Origin of the sequence: Promicromonospora sp. NPDC023805 (assembly GCF_040639635.1) — a bacterium.
In the GTDB taxonomy this organism is placed as follows: domain Bacteria; phylum Actinomycetota; class Actinomycetes; order Actinomycetales; family Cellulomonadaceae; genus Promicromonospora.
In genome coordinates this window covers 132,331-148,482 of sequence record NZ_JBFAAH010000004.1, presented here as the reverse complement: position 1 = coordinate 148,482, position 16,152 = coordinate 132,331, and the positions used below count along the sequence as shown (strand labels likewise).

The window sequence follows — 16,152 nt, the reverse complement described above, 5'->3', positions numbered from 1 at the left end:
GATCAGATGCCGGTGGGTGACGTGCCCGCGGGGAACGCGACGGCCGTCGTCGCCGCCCTGGCGGCTCGCGTGGGCGAGCTGACCGACGGCCTGGAGTCCGAGCTGATCGCGTTCCGCCGCGACGTGCACGCGCACCCGGAGCTGTCCCGCAAGGAGACCCGCACCACCCAGGTCGTCGCCGAGCGCCTGCGCGCGGCGGGCCTGGAGCCGCGCCTGCTGCCGATCGGCTCCGGCCTGGCCTGCGACATCGGCCCTGACCACGGGCCCGACGGCGAGGGTCGGGTCGGCCTGCGCGCCGACCTCGACGCACTCCCGCTGCAGGAGACCAGCGGGGTGGAGTTCGCCTCGACCGAGCCGGGGGTCGCGCACGCCTGCGGGCACGACGTGCACACCACCGTCGTGCTCGGTGCGGGCCTCGTGCTCGCCCGCCTTGCGGAGGAGGGGCGGCTGCGACGCGGCGTCCGGCTCTTCTTCCAGCCCGCCGAAGAGGTCTTCCCCGGCGGCGCCGAGGACATCATCAACCGCACCTCAGAGCTGGACGGCGTGGACCGGATGGCGGCGCTGCACTGCGACCCGAAGTTCGACGTCGGGCACGTGGGCACCCGGATCGGCCCGATCACCTCGGCCAGCGACTCCGTGATGGTGACCATCTCGTCGCCCGGCGGCCACACCTCGCGCCCGCACCTCACGGGCGATGTCGTGTTCGCGCTCGGCCAGGTCATCACGCAGACGCCGGGCGTGCTCGGCCGCCGGCTCGACCCGCGCTCCGGCGTCAACCTGACCTGGGGTGCCGTGCAGGCGGGCTCGACGCCCAACGCGATCCCGTCCACCGGCATCGTCAAGGGCACGCTGCGGTGCCTCGACGTGCGCGCCTGGGAGAAGGCGGGCGAGCTGGTGCGCGAGGCGGTGGAGCAGATAGTGGCTCCCTACCAGGTCAGCGTCGCGGTGACCGTGACGCACGGCGTGCCGCCGGTCGAGAACCAGACCGAGGCGACGGGCGACCTCGAGAACGCGGTCCGTGAGGCAGTCGGTCCGAACGCGGTGCAGCTGACCGAGCAGTCGATGGGTGGCGAGGACTTCGCCTGGTTCCTGCGCAAGGTGCCCGGCACCATGGCCCGCCTCGGCGTGCGGACCCCCGGCGGCCGCACCTACGACCTGCACCAGGGCGACCTGGTGGTGGACGAGCGCGCCATCGGCGTCGGCGTGCGGGCCCTTGCCCAGTTTGCGGCGAGCTGACCGCTGGATGTTCCTGTCGATGACGCTTCGGTAACGACTTACTCCGGTTACCGTCTCGAAACGCGAAATGCGGGATGCGCTGGCTACCCTCGGTGCGGTATAGGGCCCCAGACCTGTTTGGATCAGGCCCGTCTGGACCATCGAAGGAGCACCAGTGAAGAAGGCTGTTCGGCTTACGGCCCTTGCGGGAGCAGCGGCGCTCGCGCTCTCGGCATGTGGCGCCGCCCCTGAGGAGACCACCGGTGGCGAGGCCACCAGCGACTTCAAGCCCTGCATCGTGTCGGACGAGGGTGGCTTCGACGACAAGAGCTTCAACCAGCTCGGCTACGAGGGCGCCACGGCTGCGGCCGACGAGCTCGGCACCAAGCTGGTCGACGTGCAGTCGACCTCGGCGTCCGAGTACGAGGGCAACGTCCAGACGCTGGTCTCCGAGGGCTGCAACGCGATCGTCACGGTGGGCTTCAACCTCTCCGCGACCACCATCGCGTCGGCGAAGGCCAACCCCGACATCGACTACATCATCATCGACGACGCGGCCGACGCCGACATCGACGGCAAGGCTGACGCCGAGAACATCAAGCCGCTGCTGTACAACACGGCGGAGGGCGCGTTCCTCGCCGGCTACCTCGCCGCGGGCTACTCGAAGGCCGGCAAGGTCGGCACGTTCGGCGGCATGGACTTCCCGACCGTCACGATCTTCATGGACGGCTTCAAGCAGGGCGTCGACTACTACAACGAGACCAAGGACGCTGACGTCGAGCTGGTCGGCTGGGACGGCAAGAAGGGCTCGTTCACTGGCGGCTTCGCGGCCGACCCGGCGGCGAAGACCACCGCCCAGAACATCCTGGACCAGGGTGTCGACGTGATCCTGCCCGTCGGTGGCCCGATCTACCAGCCCGCGGTGGACGCCATCGTCGACTCGGGCGAGGACGTCGCCCTGATCGGTGTGGACGCCGACTTCTACGAGACGGACCCGACCACGCAGGACATCGTGCTCACCTCCATCCTGAAGGGGATGGACGTCTCGACGGAGGAGGCGGTCATCGCCTCGGGCAACGACGAGTTCGACCCGGCGCCGTACGTGGGCACCCTCGAGAACGGCGGCGTGGACCTCGCGCCCCTGCACAACTTCGAGGACAAGGTGGACCCGGCACTCTGGGAAGAGGTGCAGACTCTCAAGGAGTCCATCATCGCGGGCGACGTCGAGGTGAAGTCCTACCTCGGCGAGTGACGCCTGTGACGGCTGATCGGTAGGCATCTCGGTAGCCGTTTCGGTAGTTGTCGGAGAGTTGACGCAAGATGGTCCCGGGGGGCACGGCACGCGCCGCGCGCCCCGGGACCTGTCATGAGCAGGACCGGACCCCTTTCGGGAAGGATTCCTATGCGGCTCGAGCTGCGCGGCATCACCAAGCGCTTCGGCGCGCTCGTCGCGAACGACGCCATCGACCTGGTGGTTCAGCCAGGCGAGATCCACTCGCTCCTGGGCGAGAACGGGGCGGGCAAGTCCACCCTGATGAACGTGCTCTACGGCCTGTACGAGGCGGACGAGGGCGAGATCCTGCTGGACGACGTCGTCCAGCGCTTCTCCGGCCCCGGCGACGCGATGGGCGCGGGCATCGGCATGGTGCACCAGCACTTCATGCTCGTGCCGGTCTTCACCGTCGCCGAGAACGTGATGCTCGGCCACGAGCAGACCCGCGGTGGCGGGCGCCTCGACCTGGAGGCGGCCCGCGCGCAGGTGAAGGAGATCTCCGCCCGGTTCGGCTTCGACGTGGATCCCGACGCGTTGGTCGAGGACCTCCCCGTGGGTGTCCAGCAGCGCGTCGAGATCATCAAGGCGCTCTCCAGGAACGCCGACGTGCTGGTCTTCGACGAGCCGACGGCGGTGCTCACGCCGCAGGAGACCGACGAGCTGATGGCGATCATGCGCCAGCTGCGCGACGCCGGCTCCGCGATCGTGTTCATCACGCACAAGCTGCGCGAGGTGCGCGCCGTCGCGGACCGCATCACCGTGATCCGCCACGGCAAGGTGGTGGGCGAGGCCAGCCCGACGGCGTCGGACAGCGAGCTCGCCTCCCTGATGGTGGGCCGCTCCGTGGAGCTCACGGTGCGGAAGGAGGCGCCCACCCTGCACGACAACGGGCTGAAGGTCACCGACCTGGTGGTCACCAGCGAGTCGGGCGCCGTGGTGGTCGACAACGTCAGCTTCGAGGTGCGCGGCGGCGAGGTGCTCGCCATCGCGGGCGTGCAGGGCAACGGGCAGACCGAGCTCACCGAGGCCCTGCTGGGGCTGGAGAGCGACGTGTCGGGGAGCATCACGCTCGACGGCAAGGAGCTCGTGGGCCGGTCCGTGCGCCACATCCTCGACGCCGGCGTGGGCTTCGTCCCCGAGGACCGCACGCACGACGGCCTGATCGGCGAGTTCACCATCGCCGAGAACCTCATGCTCGACCGCTCCGACGGCCGGCCGTTCGTCAAGGGCGGCGCGCTCCAGCTCGGGTTCCGGGACAAGTTCGCCGAGGAGAAGGTCGCCGAGTTCGACGTCCGTACGCAGGGCATCACCACGCCAGTGGGGCGCCTGTCGGGCGGCAACCAGCAGAAGGTGGTGCTCGCGCGCGAGCTGTCGCGCGATCTGCGCCTGTTCGTCGCGGCGCAGCCGACGCGCGGCGTGGACGTGGGCTCCATCGAGTTCATCCACAAGCGGATCATCGCCACGCGCGACTCCGGCGTGCCGGTGGTCGTGGTGTCCACCGAGCTGGACGAGGCGCTGGCCCTGGCCGACCGCATCATGGTGATGTACCGCGGCACGGTGGTCGGCGTAGTACCCGCGGACACCCCGCGTGACGTGCTGGGCCTGATGATGGCGGGGATCTCCCCGGAGGACGCGAAGGGAGAGGTCGCGTGAACGCGCCTAGTTCGAACAGCGGATCCAGCTCGGGGCCGAACCCCGAGCAGGAGCCCGGCCTGGACCCCGGCACTGCCGAGGAGCTGGAGCAGGAACGAGCACGCGAGGCCGGACCGGCCGTCGACGGCGCCGTCGACACGGAGAGCCGCCTGGCCAAGGCGTTGCAGCAGACGATGACGAGCCCCTTGACCGTGTCCGCCGGCGCCGTCCTGCTCGCCGTCATAGCGGGCTCGATCATGATCGCCTTCACCAACGAGGGCGTGAAGGAGGCCTCGACGTACTTCTTCGCCAGGCCGGGCGACACCGTCGTCGCGCTCGGTCAGGCGATCGGCGGCGCGTACTCCGCGCTGTTCCGCGGCTCGGTGGTCAACCTCCAGGCACCGGACTTCGTCACCGCGATCCGGCCCCTCACGGAGACGCTCAGCTACGCGACCCCGCTCATCGCGGCGGGCCTCGGTGTGGCGCTCGCGTTCCGTGCCGGGCTGTTCAACATCGGCGGCCAGGGACAGATGCTCGTCGCCGCAGCGGCGGCCGGCTGGGTCGGCTTCGGCGTCAGCGGCGTGCCGTTCCCGCTGCACCTGCTCATGGCCCTCGTGGCCGGTATCGCGGCGGGTGCGCTGTGGGCCGGGCTGGCGGGTCTGCTCAAGGCCCGCACCGGAGCCCACGAGGTGATCGTCACGATCATGCTCAACTACGTGGCGTTCTACCTGATCTCCTACTTCCTCGCGACGCCCGGCCTGCTGCAGGCGCCCGGGTCGGCCAACCCGAAGACGCCGCCGACGCCGGAGTCGGCACAGCTGCCGCGGCTCCTCGGTGACCAGTTCAACCTGACCTGGGGCTTCGTGCTGGCCCTGCTCGCGGTGGTCGGCGTGTGGTGGCTGCTGAACCGGTCGTCCACAGGGTTCGTGTTCCGCGCGGTGGGGGAGAACCCGCGTGCCGCGCGCGTGGCGGGCATCGATACCGGCCGAGCCACCGTGAGCTCGATGCTCGTGGCCGGCGGGCTCGTCGGCCTGGCCGGCGCCTCTCAGGTGCTGGGTGGCGTCACCACCGGCTTCGGCTCGGACATCGACGCGGGCATCGGGTTCGACGCGATCACCGTCGCCCTGCTCGGCGGGTCCAGCCCGTGGGGCGTGCTCGCGGCGGGAATCCTGTTCGGCGCGTTCAAGGCCGGCGGCACCACCATGCAGGCCGCCGAGGGCGTCCCGAGCGACATAGTGCTCGTCGTGCAGTCCCTCATCGTGCTGTTCATCGCGGCGCCGCCGCTGGTCAGGGCGATCTTCCGGCTGCCGGACCCGAACCGGCGTCGGGCAGCGAAGAAGACGAAGGCGACCCGGAACCGGAAGGAGGCGGCAGCGTGAGTGCCGACCACAAGACCACCCAGCTGGACGCACCCCTCTCGGAGACGACCCGCACCGTGACCGTCGTGTCATGGAAGACGGCGGGCGTGCTGCTGGCCGTGACCGCGCTGTATGCGCTGCTGCTCCTGGCCGTACCGCATTCCGGCGACACGCGGTTCCTGCTCTCGCAGCGCAGCGACTTCTTCCAGATCCCGGTGATCGTGCTGCCGTCGGCGCCGCTCGCCTGGGTGTGCGGCGCCGTGCTGCTCGCGGCGACCGCGGCCGCCGCCGTGCTCACCGCACGCGGGACCAGGACGCCGCTCTGGGTAGTGATCGTGTTCGCCCTGGCCGGGCTGACGGGCTTCCTGGCCTGGGCCGGCGCGGGCAGCCCCCGCGACCTGTCGATCGTCGGCCTGCTCGGCGGCGCCGTGCTGTGGTCCGTCCCGTTCGTGTACGGCGCCCTGGGCGGCGTGATCGGCGAGCGCGCGGGCGTGGTCAACATCGCCATCGAGGCGCAGCTGCTGGGTGCGGCGTTCACCGCGGCGGTCGTCTCCTCGATCACCGGAAGCGCAGTGGCCGGCCTGATCGCTGCGGTGGCAGCGGGCGCCCTCGTGGCGCTGGTCCTCGGCCTGTTCGCGATCACGTACCACGTGAACCAGGTGATCGTCGGTGTGGTGCTGAACGTGCTGGTCGTCGGTCTGACGAGCTTCCTGTACTCGCAGGTGCTCGTCCCCGCAGCGGAACAGCTGAACTCGACCACGCGCTTCACGTCCATCCCGATCCCGATCCTCTCGGACATCCCGGTGCTCGGTCCGGTGCTGTTCCGCCAGCCGCTGCTGATCTACCTGATGTTCCTCGCCGTGCCCGCCGTCTGGTACGCGCTGAACCGGACCCGCTGGGGCCTGCGGCTGCGCGCTGTGGGCGAGCACCCGAAGGCCGCAGACACGGTGGGTATCAACGTGGTGCGCACCCGGTACAACGCGGTGCTCGTCGCGGGTGCCGTGGCGGGCCTGGGCGGCGCGTTCTACACGACGGTGCAGCTCAGCCAGTTCGGCGAGAACATGACCTCTGGCGCCGGCTACATCGCGCTGGCCGCCGTCATCTTCGGCAAGTGGGACCCGGTGCGTGCCGCGTTCGCGGGTCTGCTGTTCGGCTTCGCGTCGAACCTGCAGAACGTGCTGTCCGTGGTGGGCTCGCCCGTGCCCAGCCAGTTCATGCTCATGATCCCGTACGTGGTCACGCTGCTCGCCGTCGCGGGCCTGGTGGGGCGGTCCCGTCCCCCGGCCGCGTCGGGCGAGCCGTACATCAAGGGTTGAGTGAGGTGGACGTGAGCTCTGTGGATCCGGCAGGTGCGGTGGACTGGGCAGGCCTGCGGGCCGCCGCCCGGGAAGCGGTGGACAAGGCGTACGCGCCGTACTCGGGCTTCCCGGTCGGCGCGGCGGCCTTCGCCGATGACGGCCGCCTGCTCGTCGGCGCCAACGTCGAGAACGCCGCGTACGGTGTGACGCTCTGCGCCGAGTGTTCGCTGGTCAGCGCCCTGGTGATGTCGGGCGGCGGCCGGTTCGCCGCGTTCACGTGCGTGAACGCGCTCGGCGAGACGATCATGCCGTGCGGCCGGTGCCGGCAGATCCTCTGGGAGCACGGCGGGCCGGAGCTGCTCGTCGACACCCCGCAGGGCGTGATGCCGATGACCGAAGTACTGCCCCAGGCCTTCGGGCCGGGCGACCTGAACCATGTGCGAGAGGCAAGCCGATGACCGAGCAGTTCGACGCAGTCGACATCATCCGGACGAAGCGCGACAACGCCGAGCCCCTCTCCGACGCGCAGATCGACTGGCTCGTCGACGCCTACACCCGTGGTGTGGTGGCCGACGAGCAGATGTCCGCGATGACCATGGCGATCCTGCTGAACGGCATGTCCCGCGCGGAGATCTCCCGGTGGACCAACGCGATGATCGCGTCCGGCGAGCGCATGTCGTTCGCCGACCTCTCCCGGCCGACGGCGGACAAGCACTCCACCGGCGGCGTGGGCGACAAGATCACGCTGCCGCTGGCGCCGCTCGTCGCGGCGTTCGACGTGGCGGTACCGCAGCTCTCGGGCCGCGGCCTGGGTCACACGGGCGGCACGCTCGACAAGCTGGAGTCCATCCCCGGCTGGCGCGCGTCCCTGTCGAACGACGAGATGATGGCGCAGCTCGAGTCCGTCGGCGCCGTCATCTGCGCCGCCGGGGCGGGCCTCGCTCCCGCCGACCGCAAGCTGTACGCGCTGCGTGACGTCACCGGCACGGTCGAGGCGATCCCGCTCATCGCGAGCTCGATCATGTCGAAGAAGATCGCCGAGGGGACGGGTGCCCTCGTGCTCGACGTGAAGGTCGGCTCCGGCGCGTTCATGAAGACCCTGGAGAGTGCGCGCGAGCTCGCCCGCACCATGGTCGACCTCGGGACCGACGCCGGGGTGCGCACCGTGGCCCTGGTCACCGACATGTCGGTGCCGCTGGGGCGGACTGCGGGCAACGCCCTGGAGGTTCGCGAGTCCCTGGAGGTCCTCGCGGGCGGCGGGCCGTCCGACGTCGTCGACCTCACCGTGGCGCTCGCCGTCGAGATGCTCGCCGCGGCCGACCGCCCCGCCTCGGAGGCGGACGTGCGCGAGGCCCTGGCCGACGGCCGGGCCATGGACAAGTGGCGGGCCATGATCGCGGCGCAGGGCGGCGACGTCGATGCGCCGCTGCCGGTCGCGAAGGAGTCCGAGACCGTCGTCGCGCCCGAGTCCGGGGTGCTGACCTCGCTCGACGCGTACGCCGTCGGGGTGGCCGTGCACCGGCTGGGTGCGGGCAGGGTGCGCAAGGAGGACGCCGTCCAGGCCGCAGCGGGCATCGAGATCCACGTGAAGCCGGGGGAGACAGTGGCCGCTGGCCAGCCGCTGTTCACCCTGCACACCGACACACCCGAGCGGTTCGCCCGGGCGCGCGAGGCGCTCCAGGGCGGCTGGACCGTGGAGCCCGAGGGTGCGGGTCTCGGCGGCGCGCTGGCCGGCGCGGCGAGCGCGCTGTCGATGGTGGACGTGGGCGCAGGGGCACTGGTCGGGGCCGCACTGGCGTCCGACGAGTCGGTGGTCCTGGACCGGATCGTCTGACTGGCAGGCCCGTTCCGCGGGCTGACCTGCGCTTCTGGAGTGCGCCGGATCGCCCGCGCGGCCCAGCGTGGCGAACCGGCGAGTCGCTCCGGCCCCGTTTAGCCTGTGGATGTGCCGTCGACATTGCACCTTTCGTCCATGCTCGGCGCTGTGCGTGCATTCGCGGGGCCAGTGCCGGCCCCGCCGCCGCCTGGCCGCTTCGCTCGCCCTGTGGTGCCCGACGACGTCGAGCAGCGCCTCGAGTCGGTGACCTCCCGTGCCCGGCGTTCCGTCCTGGACCCGCTGGCGCGGGAGCGCGGCACCGGGACGGTCGGCTTCCCGCGGCGGCTGAACCTGCCGTCGCTCGACGGGACCACCGCCGCGGCGGTGCAGGTCGACGAGAGGACGTGCGGGTCGGCGGTGCTGGCGATGCTCGGGCTGGCAGGCGACCCGCGGTCGGCCCTGCGGCTCGCGAGCGGTGACCCGGCCGAGCGGTTCGTGCGGCTGCAGCATGCCGTCCAGTCCGCGACCAACCGGCGCGGGCTCGTCGTCGCGGGCTGGCCGCGCACCTACGGCACACCGCCGTGGGGTGCCGCGCGGTTCGCCACCTACGGCGGCGTGCGCTACACCCACCGGGTGGCCGGGTCGCGGACCCTGCTGGAGGCGGCGGTGGCGAGCGCGCGAGCGGGCGTCCCGGTGCCGCTGTACACGGGTGGCGACGTCACGGGCGGCTGGGACTCCGCGGTCCCGCGCCACGTGGTGCTGCTCACGCTCGCCGACGGGGAGGGTTCGGAGGGCAGCGCGGTCCTGTACGAGCCGTCGGGCGCCGGGCTGCACACGGTTCCCGTCGCCGCGCTGCTCGACCCGCCCCCTGCGCCGTCGGGCAGGGCGGACGTCTCGCAGTCGACCGGCGACCGGACGGCTACGCGCGTGCGCAAGGCCCTGACCGCGGCGCTCGGTGGCTGGCCGCACGTCGCCTGGGTGCTGCTGCCCGAGCGCGCCGGGCGGTGGCACGGCGACGAGACCCGGGTGACGATGGAAGCACCCGACGAGGAGGCCCGATGAGCACACTCCCTGGTCCCGACTCCTGGCGTGACGCCGGCCTGGATCCGCTCCAGGACACCGACGTGGACGCCACGCGGCCGGCTGTCGGTGCCGGACGGTAGGTTGTCAGCATGACCATGCAAGACCCCGGGGCGCGCCCCGGTGAGGCGCTGTTACGCGCCCTGCCCAAGGTTGTCCTGCACGACCACCTCGACGGAGGCCTGCGACCGCAGACCGTGCTCGAGCTGGCGGACGCCGCCGGGCACACCCTGCCCGCGGCCGACGCCGAGTCCCTCGCCGACTGGTTCCGCGAATCTGCCGACTCCGGTTCGCTCGTCCGGTACCTGGAGACCTTCGAGCACACCATCGCCGTCATGCAAACGGCCGACAACCTGGCTCGCGTCGCCCGCGAGGCGGTGCTCGACCTCGCCGCGGACGGCGTCGTGTACGCGGAGCAGCGCTGGGCGCCGGAGCAGCACATGGCCGGCGGGCTGTCGCTCGCGGAGACCGTCGAGGCCGTGCAGTCCGGGATCGACGACGGCATCGCCATGGCCGCCGCGGACGGGCACATCATCCGGGTGGGGCAGCTGGTCACGGCCATGCGGCACCTGGACCGCTGGCAGGAGATCGCGGAGCTCGCCGTCGCGTACCGGGACCACGGCGTGGCCGGGTTCGACATCGCGGGGCCCGAGGCGGGGTTCCCGCCGTCGCGCCACCTCGGCATCTGGCGCTACCTCGCGGAGCACGACATGCCCGTGACCATCCACGCGGGCGAGGCCGACGGCCTCGACTCCATCGGGCAGGCGGTGCACCTCGGGCACGCCGACCGGCTGGGCCACGGAGCCCGGATCATCGAGGACATCGCCTTCGTACCCGGCGACCCCGCCGGGAGCGGCCTCACGGATGACGGGCACGGGGGAGCGGCCGACCTCGGCCGCCTCGCACACTGGGTGCGCGACCACCAGATCCCGCTCGAGCTGTGCCCCGTCTCGAACCTGCAGACCGGCGCCGCCGAGTCCATCGCCAAGCATCCGATCACCCGGCTCAAGGAGCTGGACTTCGCCGTCACGCTCAACACGGACAATCGCCTGATGTCTCGCACGTCGATGACGCACGAGATGAAGCTGCTCGTCGACGAGGCGGGCTGGACGCTCGACGACCTCGTCGACGTGACGGTCACCGCCGCCTGGGGTGCGTTCATGCACCACGACGAGCGGCGTGACCTCGTGGAGCAGGTAATCCTGCCCGGAATCCAGAAAGTTGAAGGTGCACTCGTATGACCGCTCAGCCCGAAGCGCCCCGGACCCCGGCCGTGCCGAATGACAGGGCGGCGCTCGCCGCGTACGTCGACCACACGCTGCTCAAGCCGGAGGCCACCGCGGCCGACATCGCCACGCTCGTCGAGGAGGGCGCCGCGCTCGGCGTGTTCTCGGTGTGTGTGTCCCCGTCGTTCGTGTCCCTCGCGGTAGAGGTAGCCGCTGGACGGCTCGCCGTCGCGACCGTGTGCGGGTTCCCGTCGGGCAAGCACATGGGCGACGTGAAAGCGTTTGAGGCGGCCCGTGCCGTGTCCGACGACGCGGACGAGATCGACATGGTGATCGACGTCGGGATCGCGCGGACCGGCCGGTTCGACGCCGTGGAGGCTGACATAGCGGCCGTGCGCGCCGCGGTGCCGAACGACCGCGTCCTCAAGGTGATCATCGAGTCGGCGGCGCTCACCGACGAGCAGATAGTGGGCGCGTGCAAGGCGGCGCAGGCGGCCGGCGCGGACTTCGTGAAGACGTCTACGGGTTTCCACCCCGCCGGTGGCGCCTCGGTGCACGCGGTGTCGCTCATGGCCCGGACCGTCGGTGCGGCGGGTGGCGGCCGGCTCGGGGTCAAGGCCTCGGGCGGGATCCGGGACCTCGACGCTGCACTCTCGATGATCGAGGCGGGCGCGACCCGGCTCGGCCTGTCGAGCACGGCGTCGGTCCTGAACGGCTTCGATCGGAATGCGGGAGAACCCCCCACCCCGTCCACCGACACCTACTGATCGTTGAGTGCTGGATATTCGCCCCTCCGGGCCCCGGAAGAGGGCGAATATCCAGCACTCAACGGGTTAGCGGCGCGAGGCCAGCCAGGTTTCCGTGGCCGTCCAGTGCTCCTTGAGGAGGATGTAGCGGTCGTCGTGCCACGGCTTGACCGGCCCCGCCCAGTGGATCAGCGCGGGTTCGGCGACCACCTCCTGCGTGGGCCACGCGTTCCAGCGCGCGTCCAGCTTTCGGTAGCGCGAACCCGCGTAGGCGTTGAGCACGTCCTGGTCGTTCAGCCCGTACCGCTCGGCGTACGGCACGAACTCGTGAGTGAAGCGGTCGGCGCGCATGACCGCCAGGTCGAGCAGCAGGATGCCCGCGTTGAACCCGCGGTACCCGTACCGGTGCCGCTGGGTCATGGCACGCACGAGGTCGCGTGCGGCGCCGGGGTCGTGCCCGAGCAGCCTGGTGGACCGGATGACGTTCCCGATGCCGTGCCGGTAGTTGTACGAGATCGACGGGCGGGCCGCCAGGGGCGCCCCGCCGAGGTCGGCGTCGTACAGCTCGGCCAGGTCGACCACGGACAGCGCGTCCAGGTCGTGGTAGATCACGCGGTCCAGGTGCGGTAGCAGCTCGGGCAGCAGCAGCCGGTCCATCGTGGCGACCGTGATGTGCTTGAGCATGCCGAGCACCGTCCCGTAGTCGATCCCGTCGCACGCGTACCACTCGAACGTGACCTCGGGGAAGAGCCCGGCGAGCCGGTCGTGGTCCGCCGGCGTGTGGTCACGCGTGAGCGCGACCACACGCACCGGCCGGTCGGTGTGCCTCACCACCCCGGCGACCACCACCTCCATCTGTGAACGCAGGTTGCCGTCGAGGGCCACCGCAACGGCGAGAGTCCCCGCTTCGCCCGACGCCGGGAGCCGGCGCGGCCGGGCAGCCTCCACGACGACGCGCGTGGCGCGGACGCCCGTGACCACGTCGTCGACCGAGCAACTGCCGGACGGCGCCGGTACCGGCGCCTCGTGCACCGCCAGCGCGTGCTCTACCTCGTCCGCCACGGACGCGCGCCACGTGGCGTAGACCTCGTCGCGGGAGGCCCCGGCGAGGATCTTGGCCATCGCCGGGGCGACGACGCCCCGGATCCGTTCCTGCATGGCACGTCGGCCGCCCTCATCGGCGTCGAGCAGGCCGGCGAACCGGATGTCGGCGTCGTTCCGGGGCCGGAAGTCGACGTCGGCCCCGATGGCCCACGACGGGAGGAAGGCGTGCAGCCGCGATGTGACGACCCGGGAGAACCGGCTCCGGTAGGCGTCCAGCAGCTCGACGGCGGTGTGCAGGTTCTGGCCGAAGTCCTGGTGGCGCACGGAGGGATGCAGGTGGGTGACGAGCTCGCTCCCGGCGTCGTGCTCCGGGACCGGGGTGTCCACGTACACGGCGGGAGCCCCCGCGGGCGCGCGCGTGAAGTCCGCCGGGAAGACCGTGTCGATGGTCGTCGTGAGGCAGCCGCTGAAAAATGCCGGGACACCCGCGTTGAGCAGCAGGTGCACGGTGGTCCAGTCGCGGCAGCCGATGGGCCCGTGTGCCCTGAGGTAGTCGACGGCGGTGGGCGTCAGGATGGCGTGCTTGTTGACGTGGAACGAGACGAACAGCGGCTGGAGGTTCTCGTGGAACGGGAAGTCGAAGCGGAGGTCGAACTGGCTGTGCATGTACCAGCCGAACGCGAGCATCCACGTGTTCTCCGGGACGGCGTCCAGGCGGGACATGTCGCGCTGCACGAGCGTCAGCTGCACGTCGGCACCCGGTCCGGCCACCCTCTGGTCGGGGCGCACGCGGTCGGCGAGGAAGCGCACCGGCTCCGCGACGGCGTCGTCGCCGTGCAGGCGCAGGCTTTCGTGTCGCAGCAGGTGGCCGAGGCTCGCGATGGTCTGCACGGCATCGCCGATGTTGCTGGACGCGACGTTCTCGTCGGGCGCCTTGTAGTCGATGACGGCGAACGAGACGTGGCCGGTCGGTACCCGTGCGGGCTTGGCGGGCCTGAGCGCCTTCTCGACCCAGGGGGCCAGGTAGTCGATGGACGCGCCGACCTGCTCGGTGAGGCCCGTGCCGAGCCGGGCGGCCTCGAGCACCTCGGCCGACGCCTCGGGCTCGTCACCGATGAACAGGAGCTTCGCGATCTCGAGCAGCACTGCCGCGTCGGTCACGAACCCGTGGCGCACCCAGGTGGCCGCCGTCCGGGCGACGCCGGGGTTAGCCATGGTGATGCCCGCCCGGAGGTACTCCGCGGGGGCGAGGCGCGCGGCGTCGTCGGGCCCGAGCTGGCGCAGCAGGTCCCAGGCGAGCTCGCGCAGGCCGACGCGCTGCGCGATGAGCGCGGCGCCGGCGACACCGGCGCGGCGCGTCTCCGGATGCGCCATCAGCGAGTGGCACAGCGACCGCCACTGGGCGGTGTCCAGGCTGCGGGTGCCACGGATGGAGGTGGTGACCGCCTCGTCGATGGGGAGGCCACGCCGGAGGGCTGCGGTGAGCACCGCGTCGCCGGAGAGCGGCTCCGGCCGTTCCTGGAAGGGGCGGTCCGCGGCGCGGTCCGGGGCGGACCACACCTCTCGCGGCTGACGGTTCGCTTCCTTGGCGGACGCCCAGGTCTCCTGGTCGGGCGCCGGCAGCGGTCGGGCCTCCGGTACCGGGCCAGGCCGGTCCGGATGCGGGTTGTGGAGGGGATCCGCGGCGGCGGTGAGCAGCGCCTCGGCGATCATCTCGTCAGCGGTCTGGACCGGGTGCGCAGTCTCACCGGACGCGGCGAGACGGCGGCTTGCAGGGGACATGAAGGCTCCTCGTGGGATCGACGGGTAGATCGACGGGTAGATCGATCGGTACGGCGGGATACCGTCGTCCCAGCGAGCATCCGAGTGTGCGCGAGCAGCGACGGTGGCCAGAGCGTAGTGCCCCTGGGTTACGGCCCGACGACGTCTCGGTAGGCTCCTGGACATGTCTGCGCAACAACCTGCTGACCAGGGCTTTTCGGCGTCGCTGCCGACTGAGCCGGGTACCCCCGTCCGGATGCGCTTCCGCAAGTGGGACGGCACCCCGCACTGGGTCCTGGACTGCGTTCTTCTGGGCTCGGACGAGCACGGTGCGTGGCTGGGCTACCCGACCGGGACGCTGCATGCGCGGCCAGGTCTGCGGTACCACGCGAAGTCGCCGGGAGTGGTGCTGGTCGGCGAGTTCGGCTGGATCCCGTCGTTCAACGGGCACCCCCACGACACAGCCGTGTACATCGACCTGGCCACCGTGCCGGAGTGGCGGCACGACGACGGGCGCCCCGGTGGCGCTCCGGCCTGGGAGGTGACGAGCGCGGACATGGACCTCGACGTCGTCGCGATGAGGGACGGGCACGTGGACGGCAAGAGAGGCGAGCAGTACTCCATCGACGACGAGGACGAGTTCGCCGAGCACACCGTGAGGTACGGCTACCCGGCGGGCGTCGTGGCCCGCGTCCGCGCGGACGCCGACGCCCTGCTCGCCGCGGTCCGGTCCGGTGAGCCGCCCTACGACGGCACGACGGCGAAGCACTGGTTCGCGGTGCTCGACGCCCTGTGAGCGGGCGCGGGAAGCCCCCGCGTCCGCGCACAGGTCCTGCGACGCACGTCAGTGCGCGCTGAGCACCAGGTCGTCCTGCTCCACGGCTGCCCGCCACTCGGCCTTCTCGGCACGCCAGTGCTCGTCGTCCCGGCCCCGCCGCCAGTAGCCCGACGCGGACAGCATCTCGCGCGGCACGCCGAGCGTCGCGCGTGCCCAGCGGCGCAGGTCGCGCACGCACCCTGCCTCGCCGTGCAGGAACGTGTGGGGCACACCGTCGGGCAGCTCGGCGGCCTGCACGACGTCGGCCACTCTCGCCCCCGTGGACCGATGCACCCACGTGAGGCGCAGATCCCCGGTGCTCGCGATCGCCTGCTCCTCGGACGCGTCGGAGACCTCGACGAAGACGTGGGCCACTGCGCCGTCGGGCAGGGCCTCGCACGCGGCCGCGATGGCCGGCAGGGCCGACTCGTCCCCGACCATGAGGTGCCAGGGGGCATCGGGAGACGGCGCGTAGTCGCCGCCCGGTCCCACGAACGAGACCTCCTCGCCGGGCTGGACGCGCTGCGCCCAGGGGCCGCCGTAGCCGACGTCGCCGTGGGTCACGATGTCGATGTCCCAGCTGGACTCGGCGACGCTGCGGATCGTATAGGTACGCAGCACCGGACGGCCCTCGGGTTCGGGGGACTCGGCCATGACGAGCTTGATGTAGCGGTCCGTCTGCGACGTCGGGTCGACCGCGGCGAGCGTCTCGCCGCCGATCGTCACCCGGATCATGTGCGGCGTCAGGTGCCGGACCGCAGTCACCGTCGCCGTGGTGCGAGCTGCCTTGCGGGGCTTGCCTGTCGGTGCGTTCGTGGTCTGCGTAGTCATTGTGAGGTAAGCCTAACCTCCGCGCCTGGCGAGCGCCGGTGTGGCGTGCGTCACG

13 protein-coding genes are annotated in these 16,152 nt (G+C 71.5%); 11 read left to right on the top strand and 2 right to left on the bottom strand.

The genetic code is table 11. From position 1 onward, the window contains the following. Positions 1–6: 6 nt before the first annotated feature. The 10 genes from AB0F70_RS06840 to deoC all read left to right on the top strand — a co-directional run bounded on the left by AB0F70_RS06840 (position 7) and on the right by deoC (position 11,665). On the top strand, positions 7–1,236 hold the full coding sequence (locus AB0F70_RS06840) for an amidohydrolase (RefSeq protein WP_357445375.1): 1,230 nt from the start codon (positions 7–9) through the stop codon (positions 1,234–1,236). A gap of 154 nt (positions 1,237–1,390) precedes the next feature. Then, on the top strand, positions 1,391–2,467 hold the full coding sequence (locus AB0F70_RS06835) for a BMP family ABC transporter substrate-binding protein (RefSeq protein WP_357445135.1): 1,077 nt from the start codon (positions 1,391–1,393) through the stop codon (positions 2,465–2,467). A 150-nt stretch (positions 2,468–2,617) separates the two neighbouring features. Then, entirely contained in the window at positions 2,618–4,141 is a 1,524-nt protein-coding gene (locus AB0F70_RS06830) for an ABC transporter ATP-binding protein (protein ID WP_357445132.1), read from the top strand. Continuing rightward, on the top strand, positions 4,138–5,499 hold the full coding sequence (locus tag AB0F70_RS06825; protein WP_357445129.1) for an ABC transporter permease: 1,362 nt from the start codon (positions 4,138–4,140) through the stop codon (positions 5,497–5,499). The genes AB0F70_RS06830 and AB0F70_RS06825 overlap by 4 nt, the downstream gene beginning before the upstream one ends. Next, a complete protein-coding gene (locus AB0F70_RS06820) occupies positions 5,496–6,794 on the top strand; it encodes an ABC transporter permease (RefSeq protein ID WP_357445126.1) in 1,299 nt (432 codons plus the stop codon). The genes AB0F70_RS06825 and AB0F70_RS06820 overlap by 4 nt, the downstream gene beginning before the upstream one ends. Positions 6,795–6,799: 5 nt before the next feature. Continuing rightward, complete coding sequence (locus AB0F70_RS06815; protein ID WP_357445123.1) at positions 6,800–7,234, top strand: cytidine deaminase; 435 nt, start codon at positions 6,800–6,802, stop codon at positions 7,232–7,234. Beyond that, positions 7,231–8,610: a thymidine phosphorylase gene (locus tag AB0F70_RS06810; RefSeq protein ID WP_357445120.1), complete on the top strand. Its 1,380-nt coding sequence runs from the start codon at positions 7,231–7,233 to the stop codon at positions 8,608–8,610. The genes AB0F70_RS06815 and AB0F70_RS06810 overlap by 4 nt, the downstream gene beginning before the upstream one ends. Before the next feature lie 210 nt (positions 8,611–8,820). Beyond that, the gene (locus tag AB0F70_RS06805) at positions 8,821–9,654 is read left to right on the top strand and encodes a hypothetical protein (protein WP_357445117.1); all 834 of its coding nucleotides are present in this window, start codon (positions 8,821–8,823) and stop codon (positions 9,652–9,654) included. Between the two features lie 110 nt (positions 9,655–9,764). Beyond that, positions 9,765–10,913: an adenosine deaminase gene (locus AB0F70_RS06800; protein WP_357445114.1), complete on the top strand. Its 1,149-nt coding sequence runs from the start codon at positions 9,765–9,767 to the stop codon at positions 10,911–10,913. After that, on the top strand, positions 10,910–11,665 hold the full coding sequence (deoC, locus tag AB0F70_RS06795; protein WP_357445112.1) for a deoxyribose-phosphate aldolase: 756 nt from the start codon (positions 10,910–10,912) through the stop codon (positions 11,663–11,665). Before AB0F70_RS06800 ends, deoC begins: the two co-directional genes overlap by 4 nt. Before the next feature lie 66 nt (positions 11,666–11,731). On the opposite strand, the gene AB0F70_RS06790 is transcribed toward deoC, so the two are convergent. After that, positions 11,732–14,470, bottom strand: a complete 2,739-nt coding sequence (locus tag AB0F70_RS06790; protein WP_357445109.1) for a glycosyltransferase — start codon at positions 14,468–14,470, stop codon at positions 11,732–11,734. Positions 14,471–14,633: 163 nt separating this feature from the next. Between AB0F70_RS06790 and AB0F70_RS06785 the strand changes: the two genes are divergently transcribed. Further along, positions 14,634–15,245: a hypothetical protein gene (locus tag AB0F70_RS06785; protein WP_357445106.1), complete on the top strand. Its 612-nt coding sequence runs from the start codon at positions 14,634–14,636 to the stop codon at positions 15,243–15,245. A 48-nt stretch (positions 15,246–15,293) separates the two neighbouring features. On the opposite strand, the gene AB0F70_RS06780 is transcribed toward AB0F70_RS06785, so the two are convergent. Next, positions 15,294–16,097 carry a siderophore-interacting protein gene (locus AB0F70_RS06780; protein ID WP_357445103.1) on the bottom strand — a complete coding sequence of 268 codons (804 nt, stop codon included), beginning with the start codon at positions 16,095–16,097 and terminating at the stop codon, positions 15,294–15,296. Between the last annotated feature and the right edge of the window lie 55 nt (positions 16,098–16,152).